Raw genomic sequence first — 23580 nt, 5'->3', positions numbered from 1 at the left:
AGCCTGCTCGCGATGAGGCCGCCGAGGTATCACCGCACCGCACTGACCCCATCCAGCGTGGAGAACGACGTGTCCTTGGCCGTCAGCAGAAAATCGCGCATGTACGGCGCATCGAGCATGTCGGTGCGTACCGCCGCATACAGCGTGGCAAACAAGCCCTTCTCCCCCAGCCGCTTGGCCTTCACGTAGCCCCGTGAGCTGTATTCATGCAGCGCCCAGTGCGGCATGCCGCAGACCCCGCGGCCGCTGGCGACCAGTTGCATCATCATCACCGTCAGCTCGGACGTGCGCACCTGGGCCGGTTCGATGTCGGCCGGTTCCAGGAAGCGGGTGAAGATGTCCAGCCGGTCCCGCTCCACCGGGTAGGTGATCAGGGTTTCGCTGGCCAGGTCTTCCGGCACGATGTACGGCTTGCTTGCCAAGCGATGCTGGTTGGCGACGGCGAGCATCGCCTCATAGGTAAACAGCGGCACGTAGGTGATGCCGGCCAGTTCCAACGGGTCGGACGTCACCACCAGGTCCAGGTCGCCCCGGGCCAGGGCCGGCAGCGGAGCAAAGGCGAAGCCCGAGGCCAGGTCCAGTTCGACTTCCGGCCAGGCATCGCGGAACTGATCGATGGTCGGCATCAGCCACTGGAAGCAGCTGTGGCATTCGATCGCCATGTGCAGGCGCCCGGCGGTGCCGCCCGCCAGCCGGGCGATGTCCCGCTCGGCGCCGCGCAGCAACGGCAGGGTGGCGTCGGCCAGTTGCAGCAAGCGCAGGCCGGCGCTGGTGAAGCGCACCGGTTTGGTCTTGCGCACGAATAACGGCATGCCCAGGCGTTCTTCCAGTTCCTTGAACTGGTGCGAGAGCGCGGATTGGGTCAGGTGCAGGCGTTCGGCGGCTTCCACCAGGCTGTCGGCTTCGCGCAGGGCGTGCAGGGTCTTGAGGTGACGGAGTTCTAGCACCGGAGGCTCCATGAGAAAAACTTGTGATCAACACGAAAAGATTGAGTTTGTCTCATGCAGGGTCGGCTGTCGACAATGGCGCCATCTTTTATAGAAGGACGCACACCATGGCCGAGTGGCTCGACACCCACTACCACACCCTGGTCCCGGAGTTTTCCGCCGACCAGACGTTCGCCCTGAGTTGGGAGCAGTTGTTCGACGAAGTGGACGAGGCCCATGCCTCGGGCCATCAGGTCAAGCCAGTGCTCATCGGCCCGCTGACCTACCTCTGGCTGGGCAAGGCCAAGGGCGCGGATTTCGACAAGCTCGACCTGCTCGAACGCCTGCTGCCGGTCTACGGTGAAATCCTCAACCGCCTCAAGGCCCAGGGTGTGGAATGGGTGCAGATCGACGAACCGATCCTCACCCTCGACCTGCCCCAGGCCTGGAAAAACGCCTTCGAGCGGGCGTACCACATCCTGCAGTATTCGCCGCTGAAAAAACTCGTGGCGACGTACTTCAACGGCCTGGCCGACAACCTCGGCCTGGCGGTGAGCCTGCCGGTGGACGGATTGCACATCGACGCGGTGCGCGCGCCGGAGCAATTGGGCCAAGTGCTCGATCGGTTGCCGAGCTACAAGATTCTGTCAGTGGGGTTGGTCAATGGCCGCGACGTCTGGCGCTGCGAGCTGGAACAGGCGCTGGCGCAGTTGCAAACGGCCCGGGAGCGTTTTGGTGACAATCTCTGGGTCAGCACGTCGTGCTCGTTGCACATCGCTCCTGAGCGGCAGTGGGTGATTGCGGCTTGAAGACCCGGGCATGGCGGGAGGCGGCGCTGCCGTTGCGCAGTCAGTTGGCGGGAGTGGCTTCGGACACTTGAGTGAACCCTTTGTGGCGGGGGAATACCAAGCCGTTGGCAACCACTCGGCAATCTTCATCAAACTGTCACGCAACTGTGGCAGCGCGCTTGAACAAACTTCATCAGACTCGCGCTCTACTGGGGTTCTGCGTTTTGGTGTTTGTTCATGCGTGTATTCATTTTCCTGGCCGCGTTGTTATTCGGCCTGCCGTCGATGGCGGCTTCTCGTTGTGACGTGAATGTGCCGACCCAACGGGTCGATCTGGATCAGGTCAGCCTGGCGTACCAGAGCATTGGCCGTGCCTCGGATCCGGCGTTGTTGCTGGTGATGGGGTTGGGTGGACAGTTGATCCACTGGCCGGACGAAGTGGTGGTTGCGCTGTGCGAGCAGGGCTTCCGGGTGATTCGCTACGACAACCGCGACGTCGGCCTGTCCACCTGGCGCCAGGCGCCCGGCAGCGCCAACCTGACGTTTGAAGCCCTGCGCTACAAGCTCGGCTTGCCGGTGTCGGCACCGTATACCCTGGCCGACATGGCGGGCGACGGGCTGGGGCTGATGGACGCCTTGCAGGTGCAGAACTTTCACGTATTGGGTGTGAGCATGGGCGGGATGATCGCCCAGCACATGGCCGCCATGGCGCCGCAGCGGGTCGAGAGCCTGACGCTGATCATGACCAGTTCCGGCGCCGAAGGCCTGCCGGCACCGAGTGCGGCACTGGTGCAATTGCTGTCGCGGCGCAGCGCGCCGAATCGCGAAGTGGCATTGGAGCAACAGGCCGACCTGTTGGCCGCGTTGGGCAGCCCGCTGGTGGTCGATGACCGCCAGGTATTGTTGCATCAGGCCGCCGTGGCCTATGACCGGGCCTTCAACCCCGAAGGCGTGAAGCGCCAGATCATGGCGATCCTGGCCGAACCGAGCCGGGTGGCGCTGCTCAATCAACTGCGGGTGCCGACCCTGGTCGTCCACGGCACTGCCGACCCGTTGCTGCCGGTGATGCACGGCGTACACCTGGCGGCACACATCCAGGGCAGTCAGTTGAAGTTGATCCCGGGCCTGGCCCATCGTTTCCAGGAGGCGTTCAAGGCGCCGCTGCTGGGGGCGGTGCTGCCTTATCTGCAACAGCACCGCGAAGACATCTCGCACTGGGCGCAGATCGAACCGGTGCAGGCGCCGAATCTGCTTTGATCACATCCCTATCGCAGGGCAGTTACCGTGCCCGGGCCTGCTCCACCAACCACCCCATCAGTTCCTGCAACGGCCCCGACGCCTGGGCCTTGCGCGGGAACACCAGGTGATAACCCAGCCCGGTCCTGACCTTCAGCTCGAACGGCATCACCAGCCTGCCGGCGCTCAGGTCTTCGCCGATCAGCGACCAGTCGCCAATCGCCACGCCGGTGCCTTGGGAAGCCATTGACATCGCCAGGTCCAGGGTCTCGAAATGCTGGCCCTTGCTGACGTTGCTCAAGTGCACGTCGGCGGCGTCCAGCCAGGCCGTCCAGTCGCGTTCGTCGCGGGTGGGGTGCAACAGCAGGTGTTGCTGCAGGTCGGCGGGTTCACGCAACGGCACGGGACCGTCCAGCACCGGGCGGGAACAGACCGGCGTCAGCTGTTCATCGAACAGGTGCAGGCAGGCCAGTGAGGTGTCGGGTGGCGGGCCATAGATCACGGCCGCGTCGAAGGCTTCGCGCTGGAAATCCACACCGTGCCGGACCGTGGTCGTCAGCTCCACCGGCACGTCCGGGCGCTCCTTCTGCCATTGCAGCAAGCGCGGCAGCAACCAACGCATCACGCAGGTCGGCGCCTTGAGTTGCAGGGTCTGGTGCTTTTCGCCGATCTGCTCCACCGCATCGCCAATCAGGCTGAACACTTGCTGCACCCGTGGCAACCACGCCGCCCCTTCCGCCGTCAGGCTCAGGCCGCGGGCCTGGCGTTGGAACAGCACATAACCCAGGTGATCTTCCAGCCCGGCGATCTGCCGGCTCACCGCGCCCTGGGTGATGTGCAGCTGTTCGGCGGCCCGGGTGAAGTTGCAGCACTGGGCTGTGATCAGAAACGTGTGCAGCGCCGGAAGCGGGGGAAGTCGTTTCATTTGGATCCAAGCCATGACCTGAGGACATGGCTAGTATGACTTTTTATCCATTGTTGCCGCTATGCCCTGACCGTTCAATGAGGCCATTCCAGGACAAGAAAAAAGGCAGTGGCAATGGCAACGTGCGGCGAAGTATTGGTCAAGTTACTCGAAGGTTATGGCGTGGAGCAGGTGTTCGGCATTCCCGGCGTGCACACCGTCGAGCTGTATCGCGGGCTGGCCCGTTCCAGTATCCGCCATGTGACGCCGCGTCACGAGCAGGGCGCAGGCTTCATGGCCGACGGTTATGCCCGCGTCAGCGGCAAGCCCGGCGTGTGCTTCATCATCACCGGCCCTGGCATGACCAATATCACCACCGCCATGGGTCAGGCCTACGCCGATTCGATCCCGATGCTGGTGATCTCCAGTGTGCAGTCGCGCAGTCAGTTGGGTGGTGGACGCGGCAAGTTGCATGAGCTGCCCAATCAAGCGGCGCTGGTGGGCGGGGTCGCGGCGTTTTCCCACACGCTGATGTCCGCCGCCGAATTGCCCGGCGTGCTGGCCCGGGCCTTCGCGGTGTTCCAGGCCGGGCGCCCGCGGCCGGTGCACATCGAAATCCCGCTGGACGTGCTGGTCGAAGACGCCGACGCGTTGCTCGCCAGCACCCCGGTGAACATCAACCGTGCCGGCGCCGCGCCGAGTGCGGTGAAACAGATGACGGCCCTGCTGGCGTCGGCCAGACGGCCGCTGATCCTGGCGGGTGGCGGCGCCATCGACGCCGGCATCGAATTGACCGAGCTGGCCGAGCGCCTTGGCGCACCGGTGGCGTTGACCATCAATGCCAAAGGCTTGTTGCCGTCCCGTCATCCGTTGCTGATCGGGTCCACCCAGAGCCTGGTCGCCACCCGCGCGTTGGTCGCCGAAGCGGATGTGGTATTGGCCATCGGCACCGAACTGGCCGAAACCGACTACGACGTCACCTTTGCCGGCGGCTTCGAGATCCCGGGAGCGTTGTTGCGTATCGACATCGACCCAGACCAGACCGTGCGCAACTACCCGCCGCGCCTGGCACTGGTCGCCGACGCTCGCGCCGCCGCCTGCGCCTTGCTCGATGAGTTAAACCGTCAGCCGTTGACCGAGCGCTGCAGCGAGTGGGGCGCTGCCCGTGCCACCCGGTTGCGTGCAGAACTGGAAGGCAGTTGGGACGCAGCGGCCCGCGCCCAGACGGTTTTTCTCGACAGTGTTTTGCGAACATTGCCCGACGTGGTTTTCGTCGGCGACTCCACCCAACCGGTGTACACCGGCAACCTGACGTTCAACCTGGAACGGCCGCGGCGCTGGTTCAATTCATCCACCGGCTACGGCACCCTCGGCTATGCGCTGCCAGCGGCCATTGGCGCCTGGCTCGGCGGCCAGGACCAGGGCCTCGGTCGCCCGCCGGTGGTGTGCCTGATCGGCGACGGCGGGTTGCAGTTCACCCTGCCGGAACTGGCCAGTGCCGTGGAGGCGCGCGTGCCGGTAATCGTGCTGCTGTGGAATAACCAAGGCTACGAAGAGATCAAGAAGTACATGGTCAACCGCGCCATCGAACCGGTGGGCGTGGACATCTATACCCCGGATTTCATCGGCGTCGCCAAGGCCCTGGGCTGCGCCGCCGAAGCCATCGACGACGCGGCGCAACTGCAGGCCGCGTTGCTTGCGGCCAGCGACCGCCAGGGCCCGACGCTGATCGAAATCGATCAGGCGCGCTGGATGAGCGGGGTGTCGCAATGAGTCTGCCCATTGCGTTGGACGGCCTGTACATCAACGGCCAATGGTCGTCGGGCGGGGACCCTCTGCGGGTGATCAACCCGGTGACCGAAGCGCTGCTGACCACCGTGTATGGCGGCGATGAGAGCGCTGTCGATCATGCCTTGAGCGCCGCGAAGGGGGCTTTCGGCCAATGGTCGAAAACCACGGGCGCCGAGCGTGGTGCGATCCTGCGCCGTATCGCCGCAGGTGTGCGGACCGGGCGTGAACAGTTGATGCAATTGCAATCGCGCAACAACGGTAAACCGCTGTTTGAAGCGGCCATCGACGTCGATGACGTAGTGGCGACTTTCGAGTACTACGCCGGGTTGGCCGAAGGCCTGGACGCCGGGCAGGACAGTTCGGTCGCATTGCCCAGCGATGATTTCAGCGCCCGCCTGCGCCGCGAACCCTGCGGGGTGGTCGGCTTGATCGTGCCGTGGAATTTCCCGATGGTCACCACCGCCTGGAAACTCGCGCCAGCCCTGGCCGCCGGCTGCTGCGTGGTGCTCAAGCCTTCGGAAGTCACGCCGTTGCCGGAGTTGGAACTGGCGTCAATCATCGCCGAATGCGGTTTGCCAGCCGGGGTGTTCAACCTGGTCTGCGGCACTGGCCTGGCCGTGGGGGCGCCGCTGGCCGCTGATCCGCGCGTGGCGAAGATTTCCTTCACCGGCAGCAACGCGGTAGGCGTGCAAGTGATGCAACGGGCGGCGGAAACGGTGAAGGGCGTGAGCCTGGAGCTGGGCGGCAAATCGTCCCTGTTGGTAATTGCTGACGCCGATCTGGCGCTGGCGGTGGAACTGGCCTGTGGCGGTGGCTTCTTCAACGCCGGGCAGATGTGTTCGGCCACCAGTCGGGTGCTGGTGGCCGAGGAGGTGGCCGATGAGTTCTTGCAACGGCTCAAGGCTCGCGCCGAGGCGATTCACGTGGCCGATCCGTTCGACCCGGACGTGGAGATGGGCGCGCTGGTCAATCAGGCGCAATACCAGCGGGTGCTGGGGCACATCGACCGAGGCTTGAGCGCCGGCGCGACGCTGGTGTGCGGCGGTCAGCGCCCGGCGCATCTGCCACGCGGGTTTTTTCTTCAGCCGACGATCTTCACTGACGTGCCCTTGGACAGTGCGCTGTGGTGCGAGGAGATCTTCGGGCCGGTGCTGTGCGTGCGCCGTTTCAGCGACGTTGAGCAGGCCATTGCGCTCGCTAACGACAGCCGCTTTGGCCTGGTGGCCAGCGTGGTCAGTCGGAATGTCGAGGCCGCCGGGCAGGTGGCCAACGCTTTGCAGGCGGGGCTGGTGTGGATCAATGCGCCCCAGGTGATTTTTCCCCAGGCGGCGTGGGGCGGCTACAAGCAGAGCAGCCTGGGCCGTGAACTGGGGCCGTGGGGCTTGGCGGCGTTCCAGGAAATCAAGCATGTGATCCGGGCGGCCTGACGGCACGTTATCAGGTCATGCATGCCTCGAAAAAAGGCATGCGCCAGGAACATGGCTTCAATGAGTTTTTATCGATAGTCAGGGATTTTGTGCAACCCCAGGATGGCCTTCGACAGCGACTAAGCCTTTGCAATACGGGGCTCTGGTCGGCGTCGGACGGTACGGGCGCAGCGGTTTCAGCCACCTCATACTTAAAAAAACAAAGGGAGTCTTCCATGGGCAAGCATGATCTGAACAGACGTCAATTCATCAAGACCGCCAGCGTGGTCTCGGTCGCGGCCGCCGCCATGAGCGTGCCTTTCATCAGCGCCCGGGCCAGCGACACGCGGTTCGTCGGCAAGACTCTGCGCCTGCTGACCTGGTCGGATGACACCGGGCTGGCGGCGCTGCGCAACATCGCCGCAACCTTCGAGGCCAAGACCGGGGCCAAGGTCATTGCCGACCGCACCGGCAGTACCTCGGAAATGGTCGCCAAGCTCAAGGCCGGTGGCGACCGGCCGCAGTACGACGTCATCACCCTGGCCGGCGTCGGCGCCGAAGGACTGGCCGCGGCCGGGCTGTTGGAAAAGCCGGACCTGAACCGCCTCCCCAATCTGGTCGACGTGCCGGCTCAATACCGCACGGGCGCCGGCGGGCATGGCATTGGTTACCTGTTGTGGTGCAACAGCCTGGTCTACAGCACCCGCACCTTGAAACAGGCGCCGGACAGTTACGCCGCGCTCTGGGACGCCGAGCTGGCGCCGAATATCTTCCTGCCGCCGCCGAACTGGACCGAGGCCATGGACCTGATCATCATCGCCGCCAAGCTGGCCGGCGGTGACGAACACAACATCGAGCCGGGCTTCAAGAAACTCGCCGAACTCAAGGACCGGGTGGTGACCCTGGGGGAAAACCCGAACCAGATCGCCGAACTGTTCCGCACCGGTTCCCTGGACATGGGCGGACTGTACGCGCCGGCATTCTTCCCCAAGCAGATCCGCGACCCGGCCTACGGCCTGGGCGCGACGTTCGGGATGAAGGAAGGGTTCTACACCGACCTGATGCTTTCGGTGATGCCAAAAAATCGCCCGGGAGACACCGACCTGGCGTATGCCTTCATCAACCACTCCCTCGACCCGCTGGTGCAGGGCAAGATGGCCGAAGACATCTTCAATGGCCCGGTCAATGCCAAGGCCATCATCTCCGCCGAAGCGCGCAAGAGCCCGTACATCCTCACTCCGGAGCAAATCGCCGACAAAGCGATCATGCACGACAACACCTTCCTGGCGACGGTGCATGACCAGTGGATCCGCCGGTACACGGAAATTTTTTCTTCCTGAGTCAGCTGCCGAACGCGGTCCCGGTGCCCGCCAAGATCCAGTGTGAGAGCGAGCTTGCTCGCGAAAGCGGTGGGTCAGTTGATGGAGATGTTGGCAGTGCCGACGCCTTCGCGAGCAAGCTCGCTCCCACAGGGAAATGGGGGTGTATGCAGGTTCTATGTCCCACCCGAAATCCAATGTGGGAGCGAGCTTGCTCGCGAAAGCGGTGGGTCAGTTGATGAAGATGTTGGCAGTGCCGACGCTATCGCGAGCAGGCTCGCTCCCAGAGGGAAATGGGGTGTTTTGAAGATTTTTTTGTTCTGTCGTTTTCCACTGACGAGACCTTGCCATGGAACACCAACCGTTAACCCATCCGCAGAGCGCTGCGCCCATGCGTTCAAGCCGGAGCATTTCGCCCACGACGCGGGCGTGGCTTTTCCTGTCGCCGTCGATGTTGTTTCTCGGCGTGCTGATCGCCGCCAGCCTGTTGGTGTTGCGCATGAGCGTCGGCACCAAGGGCGCGGAGTGGAGCGGGTTCAGCCTCGCCAGTTATGGGCAGTTGCTGGAACCCTACTACCTCAAGTCGCTGCTGCTGACCTTGCGCCTGGCACTGGTCAGTGCGGTGGTCGCCGTGCTGCTGGCGATCCCCGTGGCCTACACCATGTCGCGCCTGGCCTCGCCATTGCTGCGACGGGTGTTCCTGGCGGCGGTGCTGTTGCCGCTGTTGGTCAACCTGTTGCTGCAAAGCTACGGCTGGCTGGTGATCCTCGGGCCGGCGGGCATGCTCAACCAGGCGCTGATGGGCCTGGGCCTGATCAAGCGGCCGATCATGTTGCTGTACAACCAGAACGGCGTGTTGATGGGCTTGGTCCAGACGGCGTTCCCCCTGGCCGTGTTGCCCATCGCCAGCGCCATGCGTGGCGTGGCCCGCAGTTATGAAGAGGCGGCCGCCACCCTCGGCGCCAGCCGTTTCCAGGTGTTTCGCCAGGTGGTGTTGCCGATGAGCCTGCCCGGCATCATCACCGGTGCGACGCTGGTATTTGCCTACAACGCCAGCAGCTTTGTCGTACCGCTGCTGTTGGGCGGTCGACGGGTGCCGATGCTGGCGGTAATGGTCCACGACCAGATCGCCCCGCTGATGAACTGGCCCGCCGCCTCCGCCGCCGGAGTGGTGTTGATCGTGACCACGCTGCTGATCATGACCCTGTCCGAATATTTCACCGGCCGCCGTCGGCGGATGCTGGAGGCTTGCCAATGAACGCGTTGAGTAAGAAACGCCCGTCGCTGTTGCCCGGTGAAACCGGTCGGGCCGTCGGGCTGCTGTCGGGCCTGATCTTGCTGCTGGCGGTGTTGCCGATCCTGACCATGATCGTCATGTCCTTCAGCGGCGCCGCGAACCTGGATTTCCCGCCAAGCAGCTACAGCCTGCAATGGTACCGTGCGGCCTGGCAGACCTTCGTTTCACCGGATACCAGCGATGTACTGAGCCTGGGCCAGGCCATGGGCACCAGCCTGTTGGTGGCGTGCCTGACGATGGTCTTCGCCACGCTGATCGCGGTGCCCGCGGCCTATGCACTGACCCGTTGCGAGTTCCGTGGCAAGGCCGTGGCGCTGCAACTGATGTCGCTGCCGCTGGTGTTTCCCATGGTGGTGCTGGGCCTGGCGCTGCTGCTGGTGTTCGACAGCCTGCCATTCCAGATGACCACCTCGAGGCTGGTCATTGCCCACGTCATTCTCGCCTTGCCGTTCGTGGTGAAGAACTGCACCGCCGCCATGCTCGGCATCGGCAGTGAAGTCGAGGAGGCCGCGCGGATGCTCGGGGCTTCACCGCAGCGAGCCATCGTCGATGTGGTCGTGCCGTTGATGAAGTCGGGGATCCTCGCCGGAATGTTGCTGGCGTTCATCGTCTCATTCAACGAATTCACCGTGACCTATTTCCTCTACACCGTCGACGTCATGACCGTGCCGATCTGGATGTACAGCCGCACCGTGTCGTCGCTGGACCCCACCGTTTTTTCGTTTGCCGTGCTCATCGTGCTGATCGACTTCGTGTTGATCTGGGCGTTGGAGAAACTGGTGGGCGAGGGCGGCGTTTCCTTTTGATTTCGAGGTGAAGACATGACTGGACTGATACTGGAAAACGTCGAGAAACATTACGGCTCGGCTTGCGCGGTCAAGGAGGTGAACCTGCATTTGCCCGAAGGCAAACTGGTGTGTTTTCTCGGGCCGTCGGGCTGTGGCAAGACGACGCTGCTGCGCATGATTGCCGGCCTGGAAAGCCTCAGCGGCGGTGAGATCCGCCTGGACGGCGAAGACATCGGCCACACCCCGGCGCATCAGCGCAACTTCGGGATGGTGTTTCAATCGTTGGCGTTGTTCCCCCACATGACCGTTGGCGAAAACATCGCCTATCCGCTGAAGCTTCGAGGCGTGGGCAAGGCCGAGCAACAGGCGCGGGTGGTGGAGTTGCTGGAGCTGATCCAGTTGCAGGCGATGATCGACCGGCCGGTGGCGAAGCTGTCCGGCGGCCAGCGCCAGCGCGTGGCGATTGCCCGGGCGATTGCCGCGCGGCCGAAAATCCTGTTGCTCGACGAACCGCTGTCGGCCCTCGACGCCAAGCTGCGCGAGTCGATGCAAGTGGAAATCCGCCAACTGCAACAGCGGCTGAACATCACCACCATCCTGGTGACCCATGACCAGCGCGAGGCCATGACCATGGCCGACATCGTGGTGGTGCTGGGCGAGCATCGGGTGCAGCAGGTGGGTACGCCGATCGAGATCTACCGGCACCCGGCCAATGAGTTCGTTGCCGACTTCATCGGCTCAGGCAACATTTTTCCCGCGACCACGTTGGGCAAAGGACGGGTGGGACTGCCGGGCGGGGACGCGCTGGATGTGCCGGCCAGCCACAGTCCCGTTGTCGGCGAGAAGATCAAGTTGCTGATACGCCCCGAAGACGTGCAACTGTCCGCGCCCCAGGCGACGGCGGGTAATCGGTTGCTGGGCAAGGTGACGTTCGTGCGGGACATCGGCGCGACCGTCGAGACCACGGTGGCGTGTTCCGGGGTTTCGTTCACGGCGCTGAGTACACCGTGCCAGGGGATGGAGCTGGGCATTGGGCATGCGGTGTCGGTGACCATCCCGGCTGATGCGTGTCGGTTGCTTGGGGCCTGATTGGAACTGGGTTGGCTCTAATGGCGTCATCGCGAGCAGGCTCGCTCCCACAGTTGATCGGCTCTGAACAGATCATCCGTGTTCACTGAAGATCCCCTGTGGGAGCGAGCCTGCTCGCGATGACGCCGGCACTGCCAGCACAAAAACCGGATCAAACCGTCAACCGCAACCGCGCCAGATCCCGCAGCGGCGGCGCACCAAACAAGCGGCTGTACTCGCGGCTGAACTGCGAAGGGCTTTCGTAACCGACTCGATACCCCGCCGCCGAAGCTTCCAACCCTTCGGCCAGCATCAGTCGCCGGGCTTCCTGCAGGCGCAGTTGCTTCTGATATTGCAGCGGGCTCATGGCGGTCATCGCCTTGAAGCGGTGATGCAGGGTCGAGACGCTGAGGTTCACTTCCCGGGCCAGCTCGTCGATGCGCAGCGGCTGTTCGAAATGGCGATTGAGCCATTTGATCGCCTGGCTGATGCGATGGCTCTGACTGTTGGCAATGGCGATTTCGTACAGGCGATAACCCTGTGGACTGCGCAGCAAGCGATACAGAATCTCCCGGCGCACCAGCGGGGCGAGCATGGCGATGTCTTTCGGGCTGTCCAGCAGCCGCGTCAGACGCAACACGGCGTCGAGCATCGGCGTGTCCAGGCGTTCGACATACAAGCCACGTCCGGCGGGGCGGGTCGGCACGCCCATGGGGCCGGCGTCGGCGATCAGCGCGGTGATTTCCGCCGGGTCGATGTCCAGGCGCAGGGCCAGGATCGGATGCTCGGGGGACGCGTTGGCGATGCAGCCACTCAAGGGCATCGACACCGAGACTACCAGGTAATGGAGCGGGTCGTAGTTGAACAGTTCGTCCGCCAGGCACACCTGCTTGCTGCCTTGGGCCATGATGCACAGTGCCGGTTGCGCCAGCACGGGTGAAAATTCATGGGGCTGGCTGTGGCGCGACAGGTTCAACGAGCCAATAGCCGTGGCGTAGCTGCCGTCTGCGCCGGTGTTGCGGGCGATGATCGACGCCAGTTCGGCGCGCTGTTGTTCCAGGTACGTGTCCAGCGGGACGTGGGCGTGATCGAGCGGCGACATGCCGGAATCCTCAAGTGATAGGGAGCGATGAGCAAAGCTTATGTTTGTGCAAGGCGCAGCGGTAGCCACATCCTGTTGAAAGCTTGCCTGATCCTGCACGGCGTGTCGGACCGGAACCCTGCCACGTCGATGAAACTTGCTTGAAACCTTTTGTTTCAAGTTTCGCGGGTTCCACTGGGGATCTGTGAGGTTTTGTTACGCCTGTGCGCAGGATTGTGCAACAGGTCGGCAGGAATCGACTAACAACGCTGGCATCGTGGCGCTTAACCTTTAATCCTGTCGCAGCCTGTCCCCGGCTGCACAACGGATTACCTGGGAGGGTTTGAAACATGACTACACAGATCCCCGTCAGTCACATGGCTTTCGTGCGGGCCCGTAGCGGTTGCTCCAAGCAATTGGGTGCGCGCCTGAGCACGCTGATCGCGCCGTCGCGCCAAGCCCCCGGCTGCCAGCACTTTGCGTTGCAACAATCGCAATGTGACGCTGATTTGTGGCTGGTGTCGGGGCTCTGGGTCAATCAGCAGGTGATGGACGCCTACTTCAATTCCCCGGCCATGGCGATTTTCGCCGAGCTGGTGCAAGACCTGGTGGTGACCAGGCTGGATTTCCACACCTTCAGGGACGTGTCCGCCGCCCAGGCGACCGAAGAATGCCTGGCGAAGGTACACAAACTGGCCGGTTGAAGATTTAATGACGGTCATTTTTCTCCGCCAGGAAGGACACGCATGGCACGTAAAACCTTTGAAACCTTTGAAGCAGTTTCCGCCGTCGTCCCCCGCGAAGGTGGCGGCTATCACGCGGCCATTGCCACCAAAGCCATTGGCAGCGCGGGTGCACCGCGTTTCAACAAGGTACTTGAAGAACAGACCTTCGACACCGCCGCAAGCGCCGATGAAGCGGCCGCCGTGCGGCTGACTCATCTCCAGGGTGTCGACGCCGAGGGTGGGTTGATTTTTTGAGTGTTCTCACGCGCTGCATCACCTTCCAGAAGCGGAACGCGGAGCGTCCCTGGCGGCGTTCCCACGCGGGAGCGTGGGAACGATCCGGGCGGGGGTTGGCGTGCAGCTTTTTATCTTGGGCGATGCATCTTGAACAACGCCTCAGGCCCCAACTGGAAATAATCCGCCGGGCCGCCGCCGCGCAAGATCGGCTCGGCAGCAGCGGTGTCGTAGATCCCGTCTTTCAATAGCCACCTGGCGATGTGCACCGCAACCACCTCACCGAGGATCAGCCAGCTCGGCACCAACACTTTGTCGGCCCGTTGCAACTGAATGATCTGCGTGACCTTGCACTCGAAGGACACCGGGCTTTCAGCCACCCGCGGCACCTGGATCACCTGTGACGCCGCTGGCGTCAAGCCCGCCAGTTCGAACTCGTTGACCTCAGGCGCAACCATGGCGCAGCTCTGGTTCATCTGCTCGGCCAGCGGGCGCGTCGCCAGGTTCCAGGCGAACTCGCCGGTCTGTTCGATGTTGTTCAGGCTGTCTTTGCGCCCGACACTGGAAAAACCAATGATCGGCGGAATGTAGTTGAAGGCATTGAAAAAGCTGTAGGGCGCGAGATTCAGGCGGCCTTCGGCATCCTGCGACGAAATCCAGCCGATGGGGCGTGGGCCAACAATGGCGTTGAACGGATCGTGGGGCAGGCCGTGTCCGTTGGCGGGTTCGTAGAAATGGATGTCATCGGGCATGGCGGATGTTCCTGCAAGGGCATGTGTAGACCGCCAATAGTGCAAGGCCCGGCTTTTTATTTCCAGGGCGGGAATGGGGGGATGCAAAAGATCGCAGCCGAGGCTGCGATCTTTTTTTCTACTTAACAATCAACCGATCGCTTCGGCGGTACCGGTTCTGTCGAAGCCATCGGCGGCGATGGCATCCGCGGTGCCGGTCTTGTCGAAACCGTCAGCGGCGTAGCTGCTCGAGTGGCTGCGTTCGATGGCTGCGCTGGCGCCAGCGCCGAAGGAGGCGGCACCTGTTTTATCATAGCCGTCAGCAGCGAAGGTATTAGCCGCCAGCAGGGACAGGGTCAGGGCGAGAATCAGTTTGGTTTTCATGGGGGTCACTCCAGGTTCGTTGGCGATGTGTCTTGCATGGGTTGAATGCTACGCCAATTAAATTGATTGAAAAGTTCAAAATAATGCTAAAAACAATCTATTAAATAGATATTAAGAGCGATCCACCCAATCGTTCTCGGTGTCGGAGCGAACGTTGCGCAGGTCATCGATCAAGTGAGGCCAGCATGCAGCGCGCCGATTAATGTGGGATTAATCGATCTTTTGTCGTTTGTGACAGATTTTTCATATTTTCCCGACCTGCTTTTCACTGCCAGAACGCCAGTCTGCCGCACGGTCAGAAAGCCAATAGCCGGCCACCACGCACTGGAGCGTTTCCCGCAATGAATAAATTGCCTCAAATCACCCTGGCCTTCTGGGTCATGAAAATCTGCGCGACGACCCTGGGGGAAACCGCGGGGGATTTACTGTCGATGACCCTCAACGTCGGTTACGCCATCAGCTCGCTGATCCTGATCAGCGTGTTCGTCCTCACGCTGATCACGCAACTGATGGCCAAGACCTACAAGCCGCTGCTCTACTGGATCGTGATCCTGTCCACCAGCACCGCGGGCACCACCATGTCCGACTTCATGGACCGCACCCTCGAACTGGGTTACGCCACCGGCTCGATGATCCTGATTGCGATTCTGTTGGCGATCTTCGCCGCCTGGCGCCTGAGCGGTGATTCGCTCAACGTCACCAAGGTGCAGACGTTTCGCGGCGAGATGTTTTATTGGATGGCCATTCTGTTCTCCAACACCTTGGGCACGGCACTCGGTGATTACCTGGCGGACGATTCGGGCCTTGGGTTCGGCGGCGGCGCATTGCTGATCGGCTCGGCCATTGCCGTGGTCGTACTGCTCAAGTACTTCACCAGAATTTCAGCAGTGGTGTTGTTCTGGATCGCGTTCGTACTGACCCGACCACTGGGAGCGACGCTGGGCGACTTGATGACCAAGTCCCATGAGAAGGGCGGCCTGGACTTCGGCACTGTTGGTTCGTCGGCGGTGTTGGCGGGGATTCTGGTGGTGATGATTGCCGGGGCGGCGTATGCGCAGAATCGTTATGGCAACCGGGAGCGTGCGGCGGAGCTGAGCTGAAACCGAGTTGCGCCCATCGCGAGCAGGCTCGCTCCCACAGGGTTAGCGTAAATCCCTGTGGGAGCGAGCCTGCTCGCGATGAGGCCCTTACAGTCACCAGAGCAGTGACTGCAGAAACACCCGTCAGTCAGTCACAATCCGCGAATGCTTACGGGTGTCTTTCATGGTGATGTACACCAGCAGCGAGACCGCAATGCACGCTGTCACGTACCAGTAGTAGCCGGTTTCCATGCCGATGCTCTTGAACCACAGCGCGATGTATTCAGCGGTGCCGCCGAAGATCGATACGGTCAGCGCGTACGGCAGGCCGACGCCCAGGGCGCGGATCTCGGTGGGGAACAGTTCGGCTTTCACCACGGCGTTGATCGAGGTGTAGCCGCTGACGATGATCAGCGCCGCCATGATCAGGAAGAACGCGCCCCACCAGGTCTGGATGGTGTGCAAGGTGGTGAGGATCGGCACGGTGCACAGCGTGCCCAGGATGCCGAAGGCGATCAGGATCGGCCGGCGCCCGATCTTGTCCGACAGGCCGCCGATCAGCGGTTGCAGGCACATGAACAGGAACAGCGTGGCAGCGGAAATGGTGGTGGAGTCGGAGATGCTCATGCCGACGGTGTTCACCAGGTATTTCTGCATGTACGTGGTGTAGGTATAGAACGCCAGCGTGCCGCCCATGGTCAGGCCGACCACGGTCATGAGTTCCTTGGGATGGCGCATCAAGGTGCGCATGGCGCTTTCCTTGGACTTTTCTTTCTTGGTGAACGACTCGGTTTCTTCCATGCCACGCCGCAGGTACAGCGCCACGACCGCGCACAGGGCACCGATGGCGAACGGAATGCGCCAGCCCCAGGCGTACAGTTGCTCGGTGGTGAGGAATTGTTGCAGCACGATCAATACGCCCAAGGCGATGAGCTGGCCGGAGATCAGGGTCACGTACTGGAAGCTGGAGAAGAAGCCGCGACGTTCCTTGGTCGCCATCTCGCTCAGGTAGGTCGCCGACGTGCCGTACTCGCCACCCACCGACAGGCCCTGGAGCAAGCGGGCAAACACCAGCAGGATCGGTGCACCGACGCCGATGGTTTCATAGCTGGGGCTCAGGGCGATGATCAGCGAGCCGAAGCACATCAGGTAGACCGAGGCCATCAGCGCCCGCTTGCGACCGGCGCGGTCGGCGTAGAGGCCCATCAACCATCCGCCGATCGGACGCATCAGGAAGCCCACGGCGAAAATCGCGGCGGTGTTCAGCAACTGGGCAGTGGTGTCGCCCTTGGGGAAAAAGGCTTTGGCGAAGTACAACGAGAAAGCGGCGTAGACGTACCAGTCATACCACTCGACCATGTTGCCGACCGAACCGCTGAAAATCGATTTGATCCGGCTGGCGGTGGTTCTTTCACGGGCGGGCGCGGCAGCCGACCCAAGGGGCAGGGCGTTGGAGTTATCCATTGAAGGATCCTTCGTTTAATTGTTTTTGTGGAGCGCGTGGGAACGCAGCCTGACAGGGCTATAGCAGAAGCTGTGCCAGGTGGCAGAGGGCCGGTTTAGAGGGGTTTTCCGCGCGGGGTGAGCGGAAATCCGCTTGTTTTGAAGGGAGGGCGAGCAAGAATCCGCTTATTCAGGTGTTTATTCGGACGCCATCGCGAGCAGGCTCGCTCCCACATGTTTTGATGGTGAATAGGCGACTTCTACGCTCGATACTCCGGCCGCTCGGCCAGCCCGTCCTTGAGAAACTCCACCAGTTTGCGCACCTTCGGCGACAGGTGTCGCTGTTGCGGGTACAACGCCCACACGGCGGTGTTCGGTGGTTGATGGGCTTGCAACAGTGAGATCAAGGCACCGCTGTGCAGGTGTTCCAACACGTAATAATCCGGTAGCTGACACAAGCCCATGCCTTGCAAGGCAGCGTCCAATACCGCCTGCCCACTGTTGCAGCGCCAGTTTCCTTGCACTCGCTGGGAAAACTCCCGCCCGTTCTGCTCCAATTGCCAGATGTCGGAACTGCCCACCAGGCAGTTGTGGCGGCTCAGTTCCGACAGGCTATGGGGCCGACCGTAGCGTTCCACGTAGGACGGCGACGCGCACAAGTACATGCGCCGCGGCGCGAGGCGGGTGGCGACCAGGCGTGAATCCTGCAGTCTGCCCAGGCGGATCGCCAGGTCGAGTCCCTCATGAACCAGGTCCAGGGGGCGGTTGCTCAGTTCAATGTCCACGCGCAATTGTGGATAGAGACTCATGAACCGCGTCACCAATGGCACGATAAAGCGTTCGCCATAAGCCACGGCACAGGTCATGCGCAGCATGCCCTTGGGTTCGCTGGTCAGGTCACCCACCGCCCGCAGGGCTTCTTCACGGCCGTCCTGCAAACGTTGGCAATGCTGCAGGAACGTCTGGCCGGCTTCGGTGAGGGTAACCCGGCGGGTACTGCGATAGAGCAACCGCGTCTGAAGACGCTCTTCAAGCCGTACGATTTGTCGACTGATGTGGGAAGACGAGACCCCAAGTCTTTCCGCTGCTGCGGTGAATTGACTGCACTCGGCCACGGCGACGAATTCGTCGATCCCTTCCCAGCGGTTATCGGACATCAGTGATTATCCCTGTGCGGCAATAATGTTTTGCTTTTGGCTGGATTATTCATCGTCCGGCGACGGATTACACTCCCGGTCTGTTTTTATTTGCTGGAGAAACCCGATGATCAAGTCGCGCGCCGCCGTTGCCTTCGAGGCCAAGAAACCCCTGGAAATCGTTGAAGTCGACGTCGCCATGCCCAAGGCGGGCGAAGTGCTGTTGCGCGTGGTGGCTTCCGGTGTCTGCCACACGGATGCCTACACGTTATCGGGCGCCGACCCGGAAGGGATCTTCCCGTCGATCCTCGGTCATGAAGGCGGAGCCATCGTCGAAGCCATCGGCGAAGGCGTGACGTCGGTGGCAGTGGGTGATCATGTGATCCCGCTGTATACGCCGGAGTGCGGCCAGTGCAAATTCTGCAAGTCGGGCAAGACCAATCTCTGCCAGGCGATTCGCGCGACCCAGGGCAAAGGCCTGATGCCGGACGGCACTTCGCGTTTTTCCTACAAGGGCGAAACCATTTTCCACTACATGGGCACCTCGACGTTCTCCGAGTACACCGTGCTGCCGGAAATATCCGTGGCGAAAATCCCTAAAGAAGCCCCGCTGGAAAAAGTCTGCCTGCTGGGGTGTGGCGTCACCACGGGGATCGGCGCGGTGATCAACACGGCCAAGGTCAAGCCGGGTGACACCGTGGCGATCTTCGGTCTGGGTGGGATCGGCCTGTCGGCAGTGATCGGTGCGGTGAAAGCCAAGGCGTCGCGCATCATCGCCATCGACATCAACCCGGCCAAGTTCGAAATCGCCAAACAGCTGGGCGCCACCGATTGCGTCAACCCGAAGGATTTCGATCGTCCGATCCAGGAAGTGATCGTCGACATGACCGATGGCGGCGTGGACTTTTCCTTCGAGTGCATCGGCAATGTCCAACTGATGCGTGCCGCACTGGAATGCTGCCACAAGGGCTGGGGTGAGTCGGTGATCATCGGCGTGGCCGGGGCAGGGCAGGAAATTGCCACCCGTCCATTCCAACTGGTGACCGGTCGCGTCTGGCGCGGCTCGGCCTTTGGCGGCGTGCGCGGTCGCAGCGAGCTGCCGAGCTACGTGGAGATGGCCGAGAAGGGCGAAATTCCATTGGATACCTTCATTACCCACACCATGGGCCTGGAAGATATCAACAAGGCGTTCGACCTGATGCACGAAGGCAAGAGCATCCGCACCGTCATTCATTTCTAAGGAGCAGCGGCAAGTTTCAAGCCACAAGTTGCAAGTCGGTTCACCGCCCACTTGCAGCTTGAAGCTTGAAGCTTGAAGCTGAGGTGAAGCATGAACCTCGAAAATATCTCCTGCCAGAAGAGCTTCGGCGGCTGGCACAAGCGCTATCGGCACCGTTCCGACGTGCTCGGCTGTGACATGGTGTTTGCCGTGTACCTGCCGCCGCAAGCCGAGCAGGGCGCAAAGTTGCCGGTGTTGTACTGGTTGTCCGGACTGACCTGCACCGATGAAAACTTCATGCACAAGGCCGGCGCCCAACGCATGGCCGCCGAGCTGGGGCTGATCATTGTTGCCCCCGACACCAGTCCCCGTGGCGCCGACGTGCCGGGCGATCCGGACGGCGCCTGGGACTTTGGCCTGGGCGCAGGCTTTTATCTGAATGCCACGCAGGATCCCTGGGCGCGGCACTATCGGATGCATGACTACGTGGTGCAGGAATTGCCGACGCTCATCGAAGCGCATTTCCCGGCTTCGGATAAACGCGGCATCAGTGGTCATTCCATGGGCGGCCATGGCGCGTTGATCTGTGCCTTGCGCAACCCGGGGCGTTACCGCTCGGTGTCGGCCTTTTCGCCGATCAACAACCCGATGGATTGCCCGTGGGGCCAGAAGGCCTTCTCCCGATATCTGGGGGAAGACCGATCGAAATGGCGCGAATGGGATGCCTGCGCCTTGATCGCCGAAGCGCACGAGAAGCTGCCATTGCTGGTGGATCAGGGCGATCGCGATGATTTCCTCGCCAACCAGCTCAAGCCCGAAGCCTTGCAACAGGCCGCCAAGGCCGCGGCTCATCCGCTGGAGTTGCGCCTGCAACCGGGCTACGACCACAGCTACTTCTTCATCGCCAGTTTTATTGATGACCACTTGGCTCATCATGCGCGCGCTCTAAACGTCTAATGCAGGTAGAATCACGCCCTGACAGAAATCAGGGCGTTTTTTTATGCGTATTGGCCACGGCTACGATGTTCACCGTTTCGCTGAAGGCGACTTCATCACCCTGGGCGGCGTGCGGATTGCACACGGCTTCGGGTTGCTCGCGCATTCCGACGGTGATGTCCTGCTGCACGCCTTGAGCGATGCATTGCTCGGCGCGGCGGCCCTGGGTGACATCGGCAGGCACTTTCCCGACACCGACCCCCGCTTCAAGGGCGCCGACAGCCGTATGCTGCTGCGCCACGTGGTCTCGCTGATCCACGCCAAGGGCTGGAAAGTCGGCAATGTCGATAGCACCATCGTCGCCCAGGCGCCGAAAATGGCCCCGCACATCGAGTCGATGCGCCAGTTGATTGCCGAGGATCTGCAAGTTGAGCTGGACCAAGTGAACGTGAAAGCCACCACCACCGAAAAGCTCGGTTTCGTTGGGCGCGAAGAAGGCATTGCCGTCCATTGCGTCGCCTTGTTGCTGCGCTCATGACCGAACTGGAACTGTTGGGGCCGCGTGCCTACGGCGAACCACTCGGCAGCGCGGTACTCAAGGCCACCGCTGAAGATTTCCAGGTCGATGAAGTGCTCGACATCCCGTTGACCGGCGATGGCGAGCATTTGTGGATCTGGGTGGAAAAACGCGGCTTGAACACCGAAGAGGCGGCCCGGCGCATTGCCAAGGCCGCCGGCGTGCCGTTGCGCACCGTCAGCTATGCCGGGCTCAAGGACCGTCAGGCCCTGACCCGCCAGTGGTTCAGCGTCCAATTGCCGGGCAAGGCCGATCCGGACCTGTCGGCGGCGGAAAACGACACGCTGAAAATCCTCAAGACCGGGCGCCATAAGCGCAAGTTGCAGCGCGGGGCGCACTCGGCCAATGGCTTCACCCTGCGCCTGACCCAGTTCAAGGGCGACCCGGCGGCCATCGACGCGCGCCTGCAACAGATCATCCGCCAAGGCATCCCCAACTATTTCGGCGCCCAGCGCTTTGGCCATGACGGTGGCAACGTCGTCGATGCCCGCGCCTGGGCGGCACGCAAGGCGTTGCCGGAGCAGCGCAACGTGCGTTCCCGGTTGTTGTCCACGGCCCGCAGTTTCCTGTTCAACCAGGTGCTGGCGGCACGGGTGGCTGACGGCACCTGGCAACAAGCCCAGGTCGGCGACCTGCTGGCGTTCACCGACAGCCGCAGCTTTTTTCCGGCCGGTGAAGCCGAATGCAGCGATCCACGCCTGGCGATCCTCGACCTGCACCCGACCGGGCCGCAGTGGGGCGAAGGCCCTTCACCGACGTTAGGCGCGACCCACGACCTGGAACAGGCTATCGCCGAGCGTGAAGCGGATTTGCGCGATTGGTTGATAAACGCGCGAATGAGTCACGAACGTCGCATCCTGCGACTGCCCATTGGCGGGCTGTCGTGGCATTATCCCTCGCCTGACATTCTGCAACTGGAATTCGTCCTGCCGGCCGGATGCTTCGCCACTGTCTTGGTGCGCGAACTCGTCGATCTGGTGCCGGTAGGGCAGACGGACAGCCCATGCGTATTCTGATATCTAACGACGACGGGGTGACAGCACCCGGTCTTGCCGCGCTTTATGCTGCGCTGGCGGATTTTGCCGAGTGCGTGGTGATCGCCCCGGACCAGGACAAAAGCGGCGCCAGCAGCTCGCTGACGCTCGACCGTCCGTTGCATCCCTGCTATCTGGAAAACGGTTTCATCAGCCTCAACGGCACTCCGACCGACTGCGTGCACCTGGGCCTCAACGGCTTGCTGGAGCGCGAGCCGGACATGGTGGTGTCGGGCATCAACCTGGGCGCCAACCTGGGCGACGACGTGCTGTATTCCGGCACCGTCGCCGCCGCCCTGGAAGGCCGTTTCCTGGGAAACACGTCGTTTGCCTTTTCGTTTGTTTCCCGGCAGGTCGATAACTTGCCGACCGCCGCCTACTTCGCCCGCAAGTTGGTCGAAGCCCACGGCGATCTGGATCTGCCTGCGCGTACCGTGCTGAACGTGAATATTCCCAATCTGCCGCTCGACCACATCCGTGGCATCCAGCTCACACGCCTGGGCCATCGGGCCCGCGCGGCCAAGCCGATGCACGTGGTCGATCCACGAGGCAAGGCCGGCTACTGGATCGCCGCCGCCGGTGACGCCGAGGACGGTGGGCCGGGCACCGATTTCCATGCGGTGATGCAAGGTTATGTCTCGATCACGCCATTGCAGCTCGACCGCACCTTCAACGATGCCTTTCGAAGCCTCGATGGCTGGCTGGAGGGGCTGCGTTGATGCGCGAGCAAGATGATATGTTGCGTCGCGGGATAGGCATGACGTCCCAACGCACCCGTGAACGACTGATCCAGCGCCTCTATGAAGAGGGCCTGTCCAATGCCCAGGTACTGGAAGTGATCCGTCGCACCCCACGGCATTTGTTCGTCGATGAAGCCCTGGCTCATCGCGCCTATGAAGACACGGCGCTGCCGATCGGCCACAACCAGACCATCTCCCAGCCTTATATGGTGGCCCGCATGAGCGAGCTGCTGCTGGAGGCGGGGCCGCTGGACAAAGTGTTGGAGATCGGTACCGGCTCGGGTTACCAGACGGCGGTGTTGTCGCAGCTGGTGGAGCGAGTGTTCTCCGTCGAGCGAATCAAGGTCTTGCAGGACCGCGCCAAGGAACGCCTGGTCGAACTGAACCTGCGCAACGTGGTGTTTCGTTGGGGCGATGGCTGGGAAGGCTGGCCGGCCCTGGCGCCTTATAACGGCATCATCGTGACCGCCGTAGCCACCGACGTGCCCCAGGCCTTGCTGGATCAGCTCGCTCCCGGTGGGCGGTTGGTCATTCCGGTGGGCGCGGGCGAAGTCCAGCAACTGATGCTGATCGTGCGCGAAGAACACGGTTTCTCCCGCCACGTGCTCGGCGCGGTGCGGTTCGTGCCGTTACTCAATGGGCCACTGGCCTGAGCATTTATAAACAGGCGCTGAATTCCTCGGCAGCGGCTGTGTCTTACAGCGGCACCGCTTGGTTGAACGGCGTCCATCGGCGCCT

At 62.3% G+C, this 23580-nt stretch carries 23 protein-coding genes and 1 pseudogene; 17 read left to right on the top strand and 7 right to left on the bottom strand.

What is annotated here, in order from left to right:
- Positions 1-29 precede the first annotated feature (29 nt).
- Positions 30-947, bottom strand: coding sequence for a transcriptional regulator MetR (gene metR / locus J7E36_RS16100; protein WP_215004585.1), 918 nt, complete (start codon positions 945-947; stop codon positions 30-32).
- 107 nt (positions 948-1054) lie between these two features.
- Here metR and J7E36_RS16095 point away from each other — a divergent pair.
- Positions 1055-1708, top strand: a pseudogene (locus J7E36_RS16095) (5-methyltetrahydropteroyltriglutamate--homocysteine S-methyltransferase); the annotation flags it as partial.
- A gap of 243 nt (positions 1709-1951) precedes the next feature.
- A complete protein-coding gene (locus tag J7E36_RS16090) occupies positions 1952-2971 on the top strand; it encodes an alpha/beta fold hydrolase (RefSeq protein WP_215004584.1) in 1020 nt (339 codons plus the stop codon).
- Positions 2972-2993: 22 nt separating this feature from the next.
- Here the strand turns inward: J7E36_RS16090 and J7E36_RS16085 are convergent, their stop codons facing one another.
- Complete coding sequence (locus tag J7E36_RS16085; protein WP_215004582.1) at positions 2994-3875, bottom strand: LysR substrate-binding domain-containing protein; 882 nt, start codon at positions 3873-3875, stop codon at positions 2994-2996.
- A 114-nt stretch (positions 3876-3989) separates the two neighbouring features.
- Between J7E36_RS16085 and J7E36_RS16080 the strand changes: the two genes are divergently transcribed.
- From J7E36_RS16080 to J7E36_RS16055, 6 genes are all read left to right on the top strand, one after another.
- Positions 3990-5627 carry a 5-guanidino-2-oxopentanoate decarboxylase gene (locus tag J7E36_RS16080; protein WP_215004580.1) on the top strand — a complete coding sequence of 546 codons (1638 nt, stop codon included), beginning with the start codon at positions 3990-3992 and terminating at the stop codon, positions 5625-5627.
- On the top strand, positions 5624-7072 hold the full coding sequence (locus J7E36_RS16075; RefSeq protein ID WP_215004578.1) for an aldehyde dehydrogenase family protein: 1449 nt from the start codon (positions 5624-5626) through the stop codon (positions 7070-7072). Before J7E36_RS16080 ends, J7E36_RS16075 begins: the two co-directional genes overlap by 4 nt.
- A gap of 215 nt (positions 7073-7287) precedes the next feature.
- A complete protein-coding gene (locus J7E36_RS16070) occupies positions 7288-8391 on the top strand; it encodes an ABC transporter substrate-binding protein (RefSeq protein WP_215004576.1) in 1104 nt (367 codons plus the stop codon).
- Positions 8392-8719: 328 nt separating this feature from the next.
- The gene (locus tag J7E36_RS16065) at positions 8720-9628 is read left to right on the top strand and encodes an ABC transporter permease (protein WP_215004574.1); all 909 of its coding nucleotides are present in this window, start codon (positions 8720-8722) and stop codon (positions 9626-9628) included.
- Entirely contained in the window at positions 9625-10473 is an 849-nt protein-coding gene (locus J7E36_RS16060; protein ID WP_215004572.1) for an ABC transporter permease, read from the top strand. Before J7E36_RS16065 ends, J7E36_RS16060 begins: the two co-directional genes overlap by 4 nt.
- A gap of 15 nt (positions 10474-10488) precedes the next feature.
- Complete coding sequence (locus J7E36_RS16055) at positions 10489-11544, top strand: ABC transporter ATP-binding protein (protein WP_215004570.1); 1056 nt, start codon at positions 10489-10491, stop codon at positions 11542-11544.
- A 151-nt stretch (positions 11545-11695) separates the two neighbouring features.
- Here the strand turns inward: J7E36_RS16055 and J7E36_RS16050 are convergent, their stop codons facing one another.
- The gene (locus J7E36_RS16050) at positions 11696-12625 is read right to left on the bottom strand and encodes an AraC family transcriptional regulator (RefSeq protein WP_215004568.1); all 930 of its coding nucleotides are present in this window, start codon (positions 12623-12625) and stop codon (positions 11696-11698) included.
- A gap of 329 nt (positions 12626-12954) precedes the next feature.
- On the opposite strand from J7E36_RS16050, the gene J7E36_RS16045 reads away from it, so the two are divergent.
- Positions 12955-13308 carry a putative quinol monooxygenase gene (locus tag J7E36_RS16045; protein WP_215004566.1) on the top strand — a complete coding sequence of 118 codons (354 nt, stop codon included), beginning with the start codon at positions 12955-12957 and terminating at the stop codon, positions 13306-13308.
- Between the two features lie 42 nt (positions 13309-13350).
- The gene (locus tag J7E36_RS16040; RefSeq protein ID WP_215004564.1) at positions 13351-13584 is read left to right on the top strand and encodes a hypothetical protein; all 234 of its coding nucleotides are present in this window, start codon (positions 13351-13353) and stop codon (positions 13582-13584) included.
- 110 nt (positions 13585-13694) lie between these two features.
- On the opposite strand, the gene J7E36_RS16035 is transcribed toward J7E36_RS16040, so the two are convergent.
- Together J7E36_RS16035 and J7E36_RS16030 are read right to left on the bottom strand one after the other, a co-directional pair.
- Positions 13695-14315 carry a flavin reductase family protein gene (locus J7E36_RS16035; RefSeq protein WP_215004562.1) on the bottom strand — a complete coding sequence of 207 codons (621 nt, stop codon included), beginning with the start codon at positions 14313-14315 and terminating at the stop codon, positions 13695-13697.
- 129 nt (positions 14316-14444) lie between these two features.
- Positions 14445-14678: a hypothetical protein gene (locus J7E36_RS16030; protein WP_215004560.1), complete on the bottom strand. Its 234-nt coding sequence runs from the start codon at positions 14676-14678 to the stop codon at positions 14445-14447.
- Positions 14679-15019: 341 nt separating this feature from the next.
- On the opposite strand from J7E36_RS16030, the gene J7E36_RS16025 reads away from it, so the two are divergent.
- On the top strand, positions 15020-15778 hold the full coding sequence (locus J7E36_RS16025; protein WP_215004558.1) for a COG4705 family protein: 759 nt from the start codon (positions 15020-15022) through the stop codon (positions 15776-15778).
- A gap of 123 nt (positions 15779-15901) precedes the next feature.
- Here the strand turns inward: J7E36_RS16025 and J7E36_RS16020 are convergent, their stop codons facing one another.
- Together J7E36_RS16020 and J7E36_RS16015 are read right to left on the bottom strand one after the other, a co-directional pair.
- Positions 15902-17221, bottom strand: coding sequence for an MFS transporter (locus tag J7E36_RS16020; RefSeq protein ID WP_215004556.1), 1320 nt, complete (start codon positions 17219-17221; stop codon positions 15902-15904).
- 239 nt (positions 17222-17460) lie between these two features.
- Positions 17461-18357 carry a LysR substrate-binding domain-containing protein gene (locus J7E36_RS16015; RefSeq protein ID WP_215004554.1) on the bottom strand — a complete coding sequence of 299 codons (897 nt, stop codon included), beginning with the start codon at positions 18355-18357 and terminating at the stop codon, positions 17461-17463.
- A 106-nt stretch (positions 18358-18463) separates the two neighbouring features.
- Here J7E36_RS16015 and J7E36_RS16010 point away from each other — a divergent pair, with 106 nt between their 5' ends.
- The 6 genes from J7E36_RS16010 (at position 18464) to J7E36_RS15985 (ending at position 23495) form a co-directional block, all read left to right on the top strand.
- Positions 18464-19576 carry an S-(hydroxymethyl)glutathione dehydrogenase/class III alcohol dehydrogenase gene (locus tag J7E36_RS16010; protein ID WP_024779034.1) on the top strand — a complete coding sequence of 371 codons (1113 nt, stop codon included), beginning with the start codon at positions 18464-18466 and terminating at the stop codon, positions 19574-19576.
- A 90-nt stretch (positions 19577-19666) separates the two neighbouring features.
- Positions 19667-20512 carry an S-formylglutathione hydrolase gene (gene fghA, locus J7E36_RS16005; RefSeq protein WP_215004552.1) on the top strand — a complete coding sequence of 282 codons (846 nt, stop codon included), beginning with the start codon at positions 19667-19669 and terminating at the stop codon, positions 20510-20512.
- A 43-nt stretch (positions 20513-20555) separates the two neighbouring features.
- The gene (ispF, locus tag J7E36_RS16000) at positions 20556-21029 is read left to right on the top strand and encodes a 2-C-methyl-D-erythritol 2,4-cyclodiphosphate synthase (protein WP_215004550.1); all 474 of its coding nucleotides are present in this window, start codon (positions 20556-20558) and stop codon (positions 21027-21029) included.
- The gene (truD, locus tag J7E36_RS15995) at positions 21026-22084 is read left to right on the top strand and encodes a tRNA pseudouridine(13) synthase TruD (RefSeq protein WP_215004548.1); all 1059 of its coding nucleotides are present in this window, start codon (positions 21026-21028) and stop codon (positions 22082-22084) included. Before ispF ends, truD begins: the two co-directional genes overlap by 4 nt.
- The gene (surE, locus tag J7E36_RS15990; RefSeq protein ID WP_215004546.1) at positions 22072-22821 is read left to right on the top strand and encodes a 5'/3'-nucleotidase SurE; all 750 of its coding nucleotides are present in this window, start codon (positions 22072-22074) and stop codon (positions 22819-22821) included. Before truD ends, surE begins: the two co-directional genes overlap by 13 nt.
- Before the next feature lie 38 nt (positions 22822-22859).
- Positions 22860-23495, top strand: a complete 636-nt coding sequence (locus tag J7E36_RS15985) for a protein-L-isoaspartate(D-aspartate) O-methyltransferase (RefSeq protein ID WP_161796107.1) — start codon at positions 22860-22862, stop codon at positions 23493-23495.
- Positions 23496-23580 lie beyond the last annotated feature (85 nt).

This window comes from Pseudomonas fluorescens (genome assembly GCF_018614775.1).
Taxonomy (GTDB): Bacteria; Pseudomonadota; Gammaproteobacteria; order Pseudomonadales; family Pseudomonadaceae; genus Aquipseudomonas; species Aquipseudomonas fluorescens_BY.
This window is presented reverse-complemented; position numbering and strand designations above follow the sequence as displayed.

What these genes read in the sequence shown, in the direction of transcription:
- J7E36_RS16090 (WP_215004584.1), top strand. Translation starts at nt 1,952, where the DNA reads ATGCGTGTATTCATTTTCCTGGCCGCGTTGTTATTCGGCCTGCCGTCG.
- J7E36_RS15985 (WP_161796107.1), top strand. Translation starts at nt 22,860, where the DNA reads ATGACGTCCCAACGCACCCGTGAACGACTGATCCAGCGCCTCTATGAA.
- J7E36_RS16085 (WP_215004582.1), bottom strand. Translation starts at nt 3,875, where the DNA reads ATGAAACGACTTCCCCCGCTTCCGGCGCTGCACACGTTTCTGATCACA.
- J7E36_RS16035 (WP_215004562.1), bottom strand. Translation starts at nt 14,315, where the DNA reads ATGCCCGATGACATCCATTTCTACGAACCCGCCAACGGACACGGCCTG.
- J7E36_RS16065 (WP_215004574.1), top strand. Translation starts at nt 8,720, where the DNA reads ATGGAACACCAACCGTTAACCCATCCGCAGAGCGCTGCGCCCATGCGT.
- truD (WP_215004548.1), top strand. Translation starts at nt 21,026, where the DNA reads ATGACCGAACTGGAACTGTTGGGGCCGCGTGCCTACGGCGAACCACTC.
- J7E36_RS16055 (WP_215004570.1), top strand. Translation starts at nt 10,489, where the DNA reads ATGACTGGACTGATACTGGAAAACGTCGAGAAACATTACGGCTCGGCT.
- J7E36_RS16080 (WP_215004580.1), top strand. Translation starts at nt 3,990, where the DNA reads ATGGCAACGTGCGGCGAAGTATTGGTCAAGTTACTCGAAGGTTATGGC.
- J7E36_RS16050 (WP_215004568.1), bottom strand. Translation starts at nt 12,625, where the DNA reads ATGTCGCCGCTCGATCACGCCCACGTCCCGCTGGACACGTACCTGGAA.
- J7E36_RS16025 (WP_215004558.1), top strand. Translation starts at nt 15,020, where the DNA reads ATGAATAAATTGCCTCAAATCACCCTGGCCTTCTGGGTCATGAAAATC.
- fghA (WP_215004552.1), top strand. Translation starts at nt 19,667, where the DNA reads ATGAACCTCGAAAATATCTCCTGCCAGAAGAGCTTCGGCGGCTGGCAC.
- surE (WP_215004546.1), top strand. Translation starts at nt 22,072, where the DNA reads ATGCGTATTCTGATATCTAACGACGACGGGGTGACAGCACCCGGTCTT.
- J7E36_RS16015 (WP_215004554.1), bottom strand. Translation starts at nt 18,357, where the DNA reads ATGTCCGATAACCGCTGGGAAGGGATCGACGAATTCGTCGCCGTGGCC.
- J7E36_RS16045 (WP_215004566.1), top strand. Translation starts at nt 12,955, where the DNA reads ATGACTACACAGATCCCCGTCAGTCACATGGCTTTCGTGCGGGCCCGT.
- J7E36_RS16075 (WP_215004578.1), top strand. Translation starts at nt 5,624, where the DNA reads ATGAGTCTGCCCATTGCGTTGGACGGCCTGTACATCAACGGCCAATGG.
- J7E36_RS16060 (WP_215004572.1), top strand. Translation starts at nt 9,625, where the DNA reads ATGAACGCGTTGAGTAAGAAACGCCCGTCGCTGTTGCCCGGTGAAACC.
- J7E36_RS16020 (WP_215004556.1), bottom strand. Translation starts at nt 17,221, where the DNA reads ATGGATAACTCCAACGCCCTGCCCCTTGGGTCGGCTGCCGCGCCCGCC.
- J7E36_RS16040 (WP_215004564.1), top strand. Translation starts at nt 13,351, where the DNA reads ATGGCACGTAAAACCTTTGAAACCTTTGAAGCAGTTTCCGCCGTCGTC.
- J7E36_RS16010 (WP_024779034.1), top strand. Translation starts at nt 18,464, where the DNA reads ATGATCAAGTCGCGCGCCGCCGTTGCCTTCGAGGCCAAGAAACCCCTG.
- J7E36_RS16030 (WP_215004560.1), bottom strand. Translation starts at nt 14,678, where the DNA reads ATGAAAACCAAACTGATTCTCGCCCTGACCCTGTCCCTGCTGGCGGCT.
- J7E36_RS16070 (WP_215004576.1), top strand. Translation starts at nt 7,288, where the DNA reads ATGGGCAAGCATGATCTGAACAGACGTCAATTCATCAAGACCGCCAGC.
- ispF (WP_215004550.1), top strand. Translation starts at nt 20,556, where the DNA reads ATGCGTATTGGCCACGGCTACGATGTTCACCGTTTCGCTGAAGGCGAC.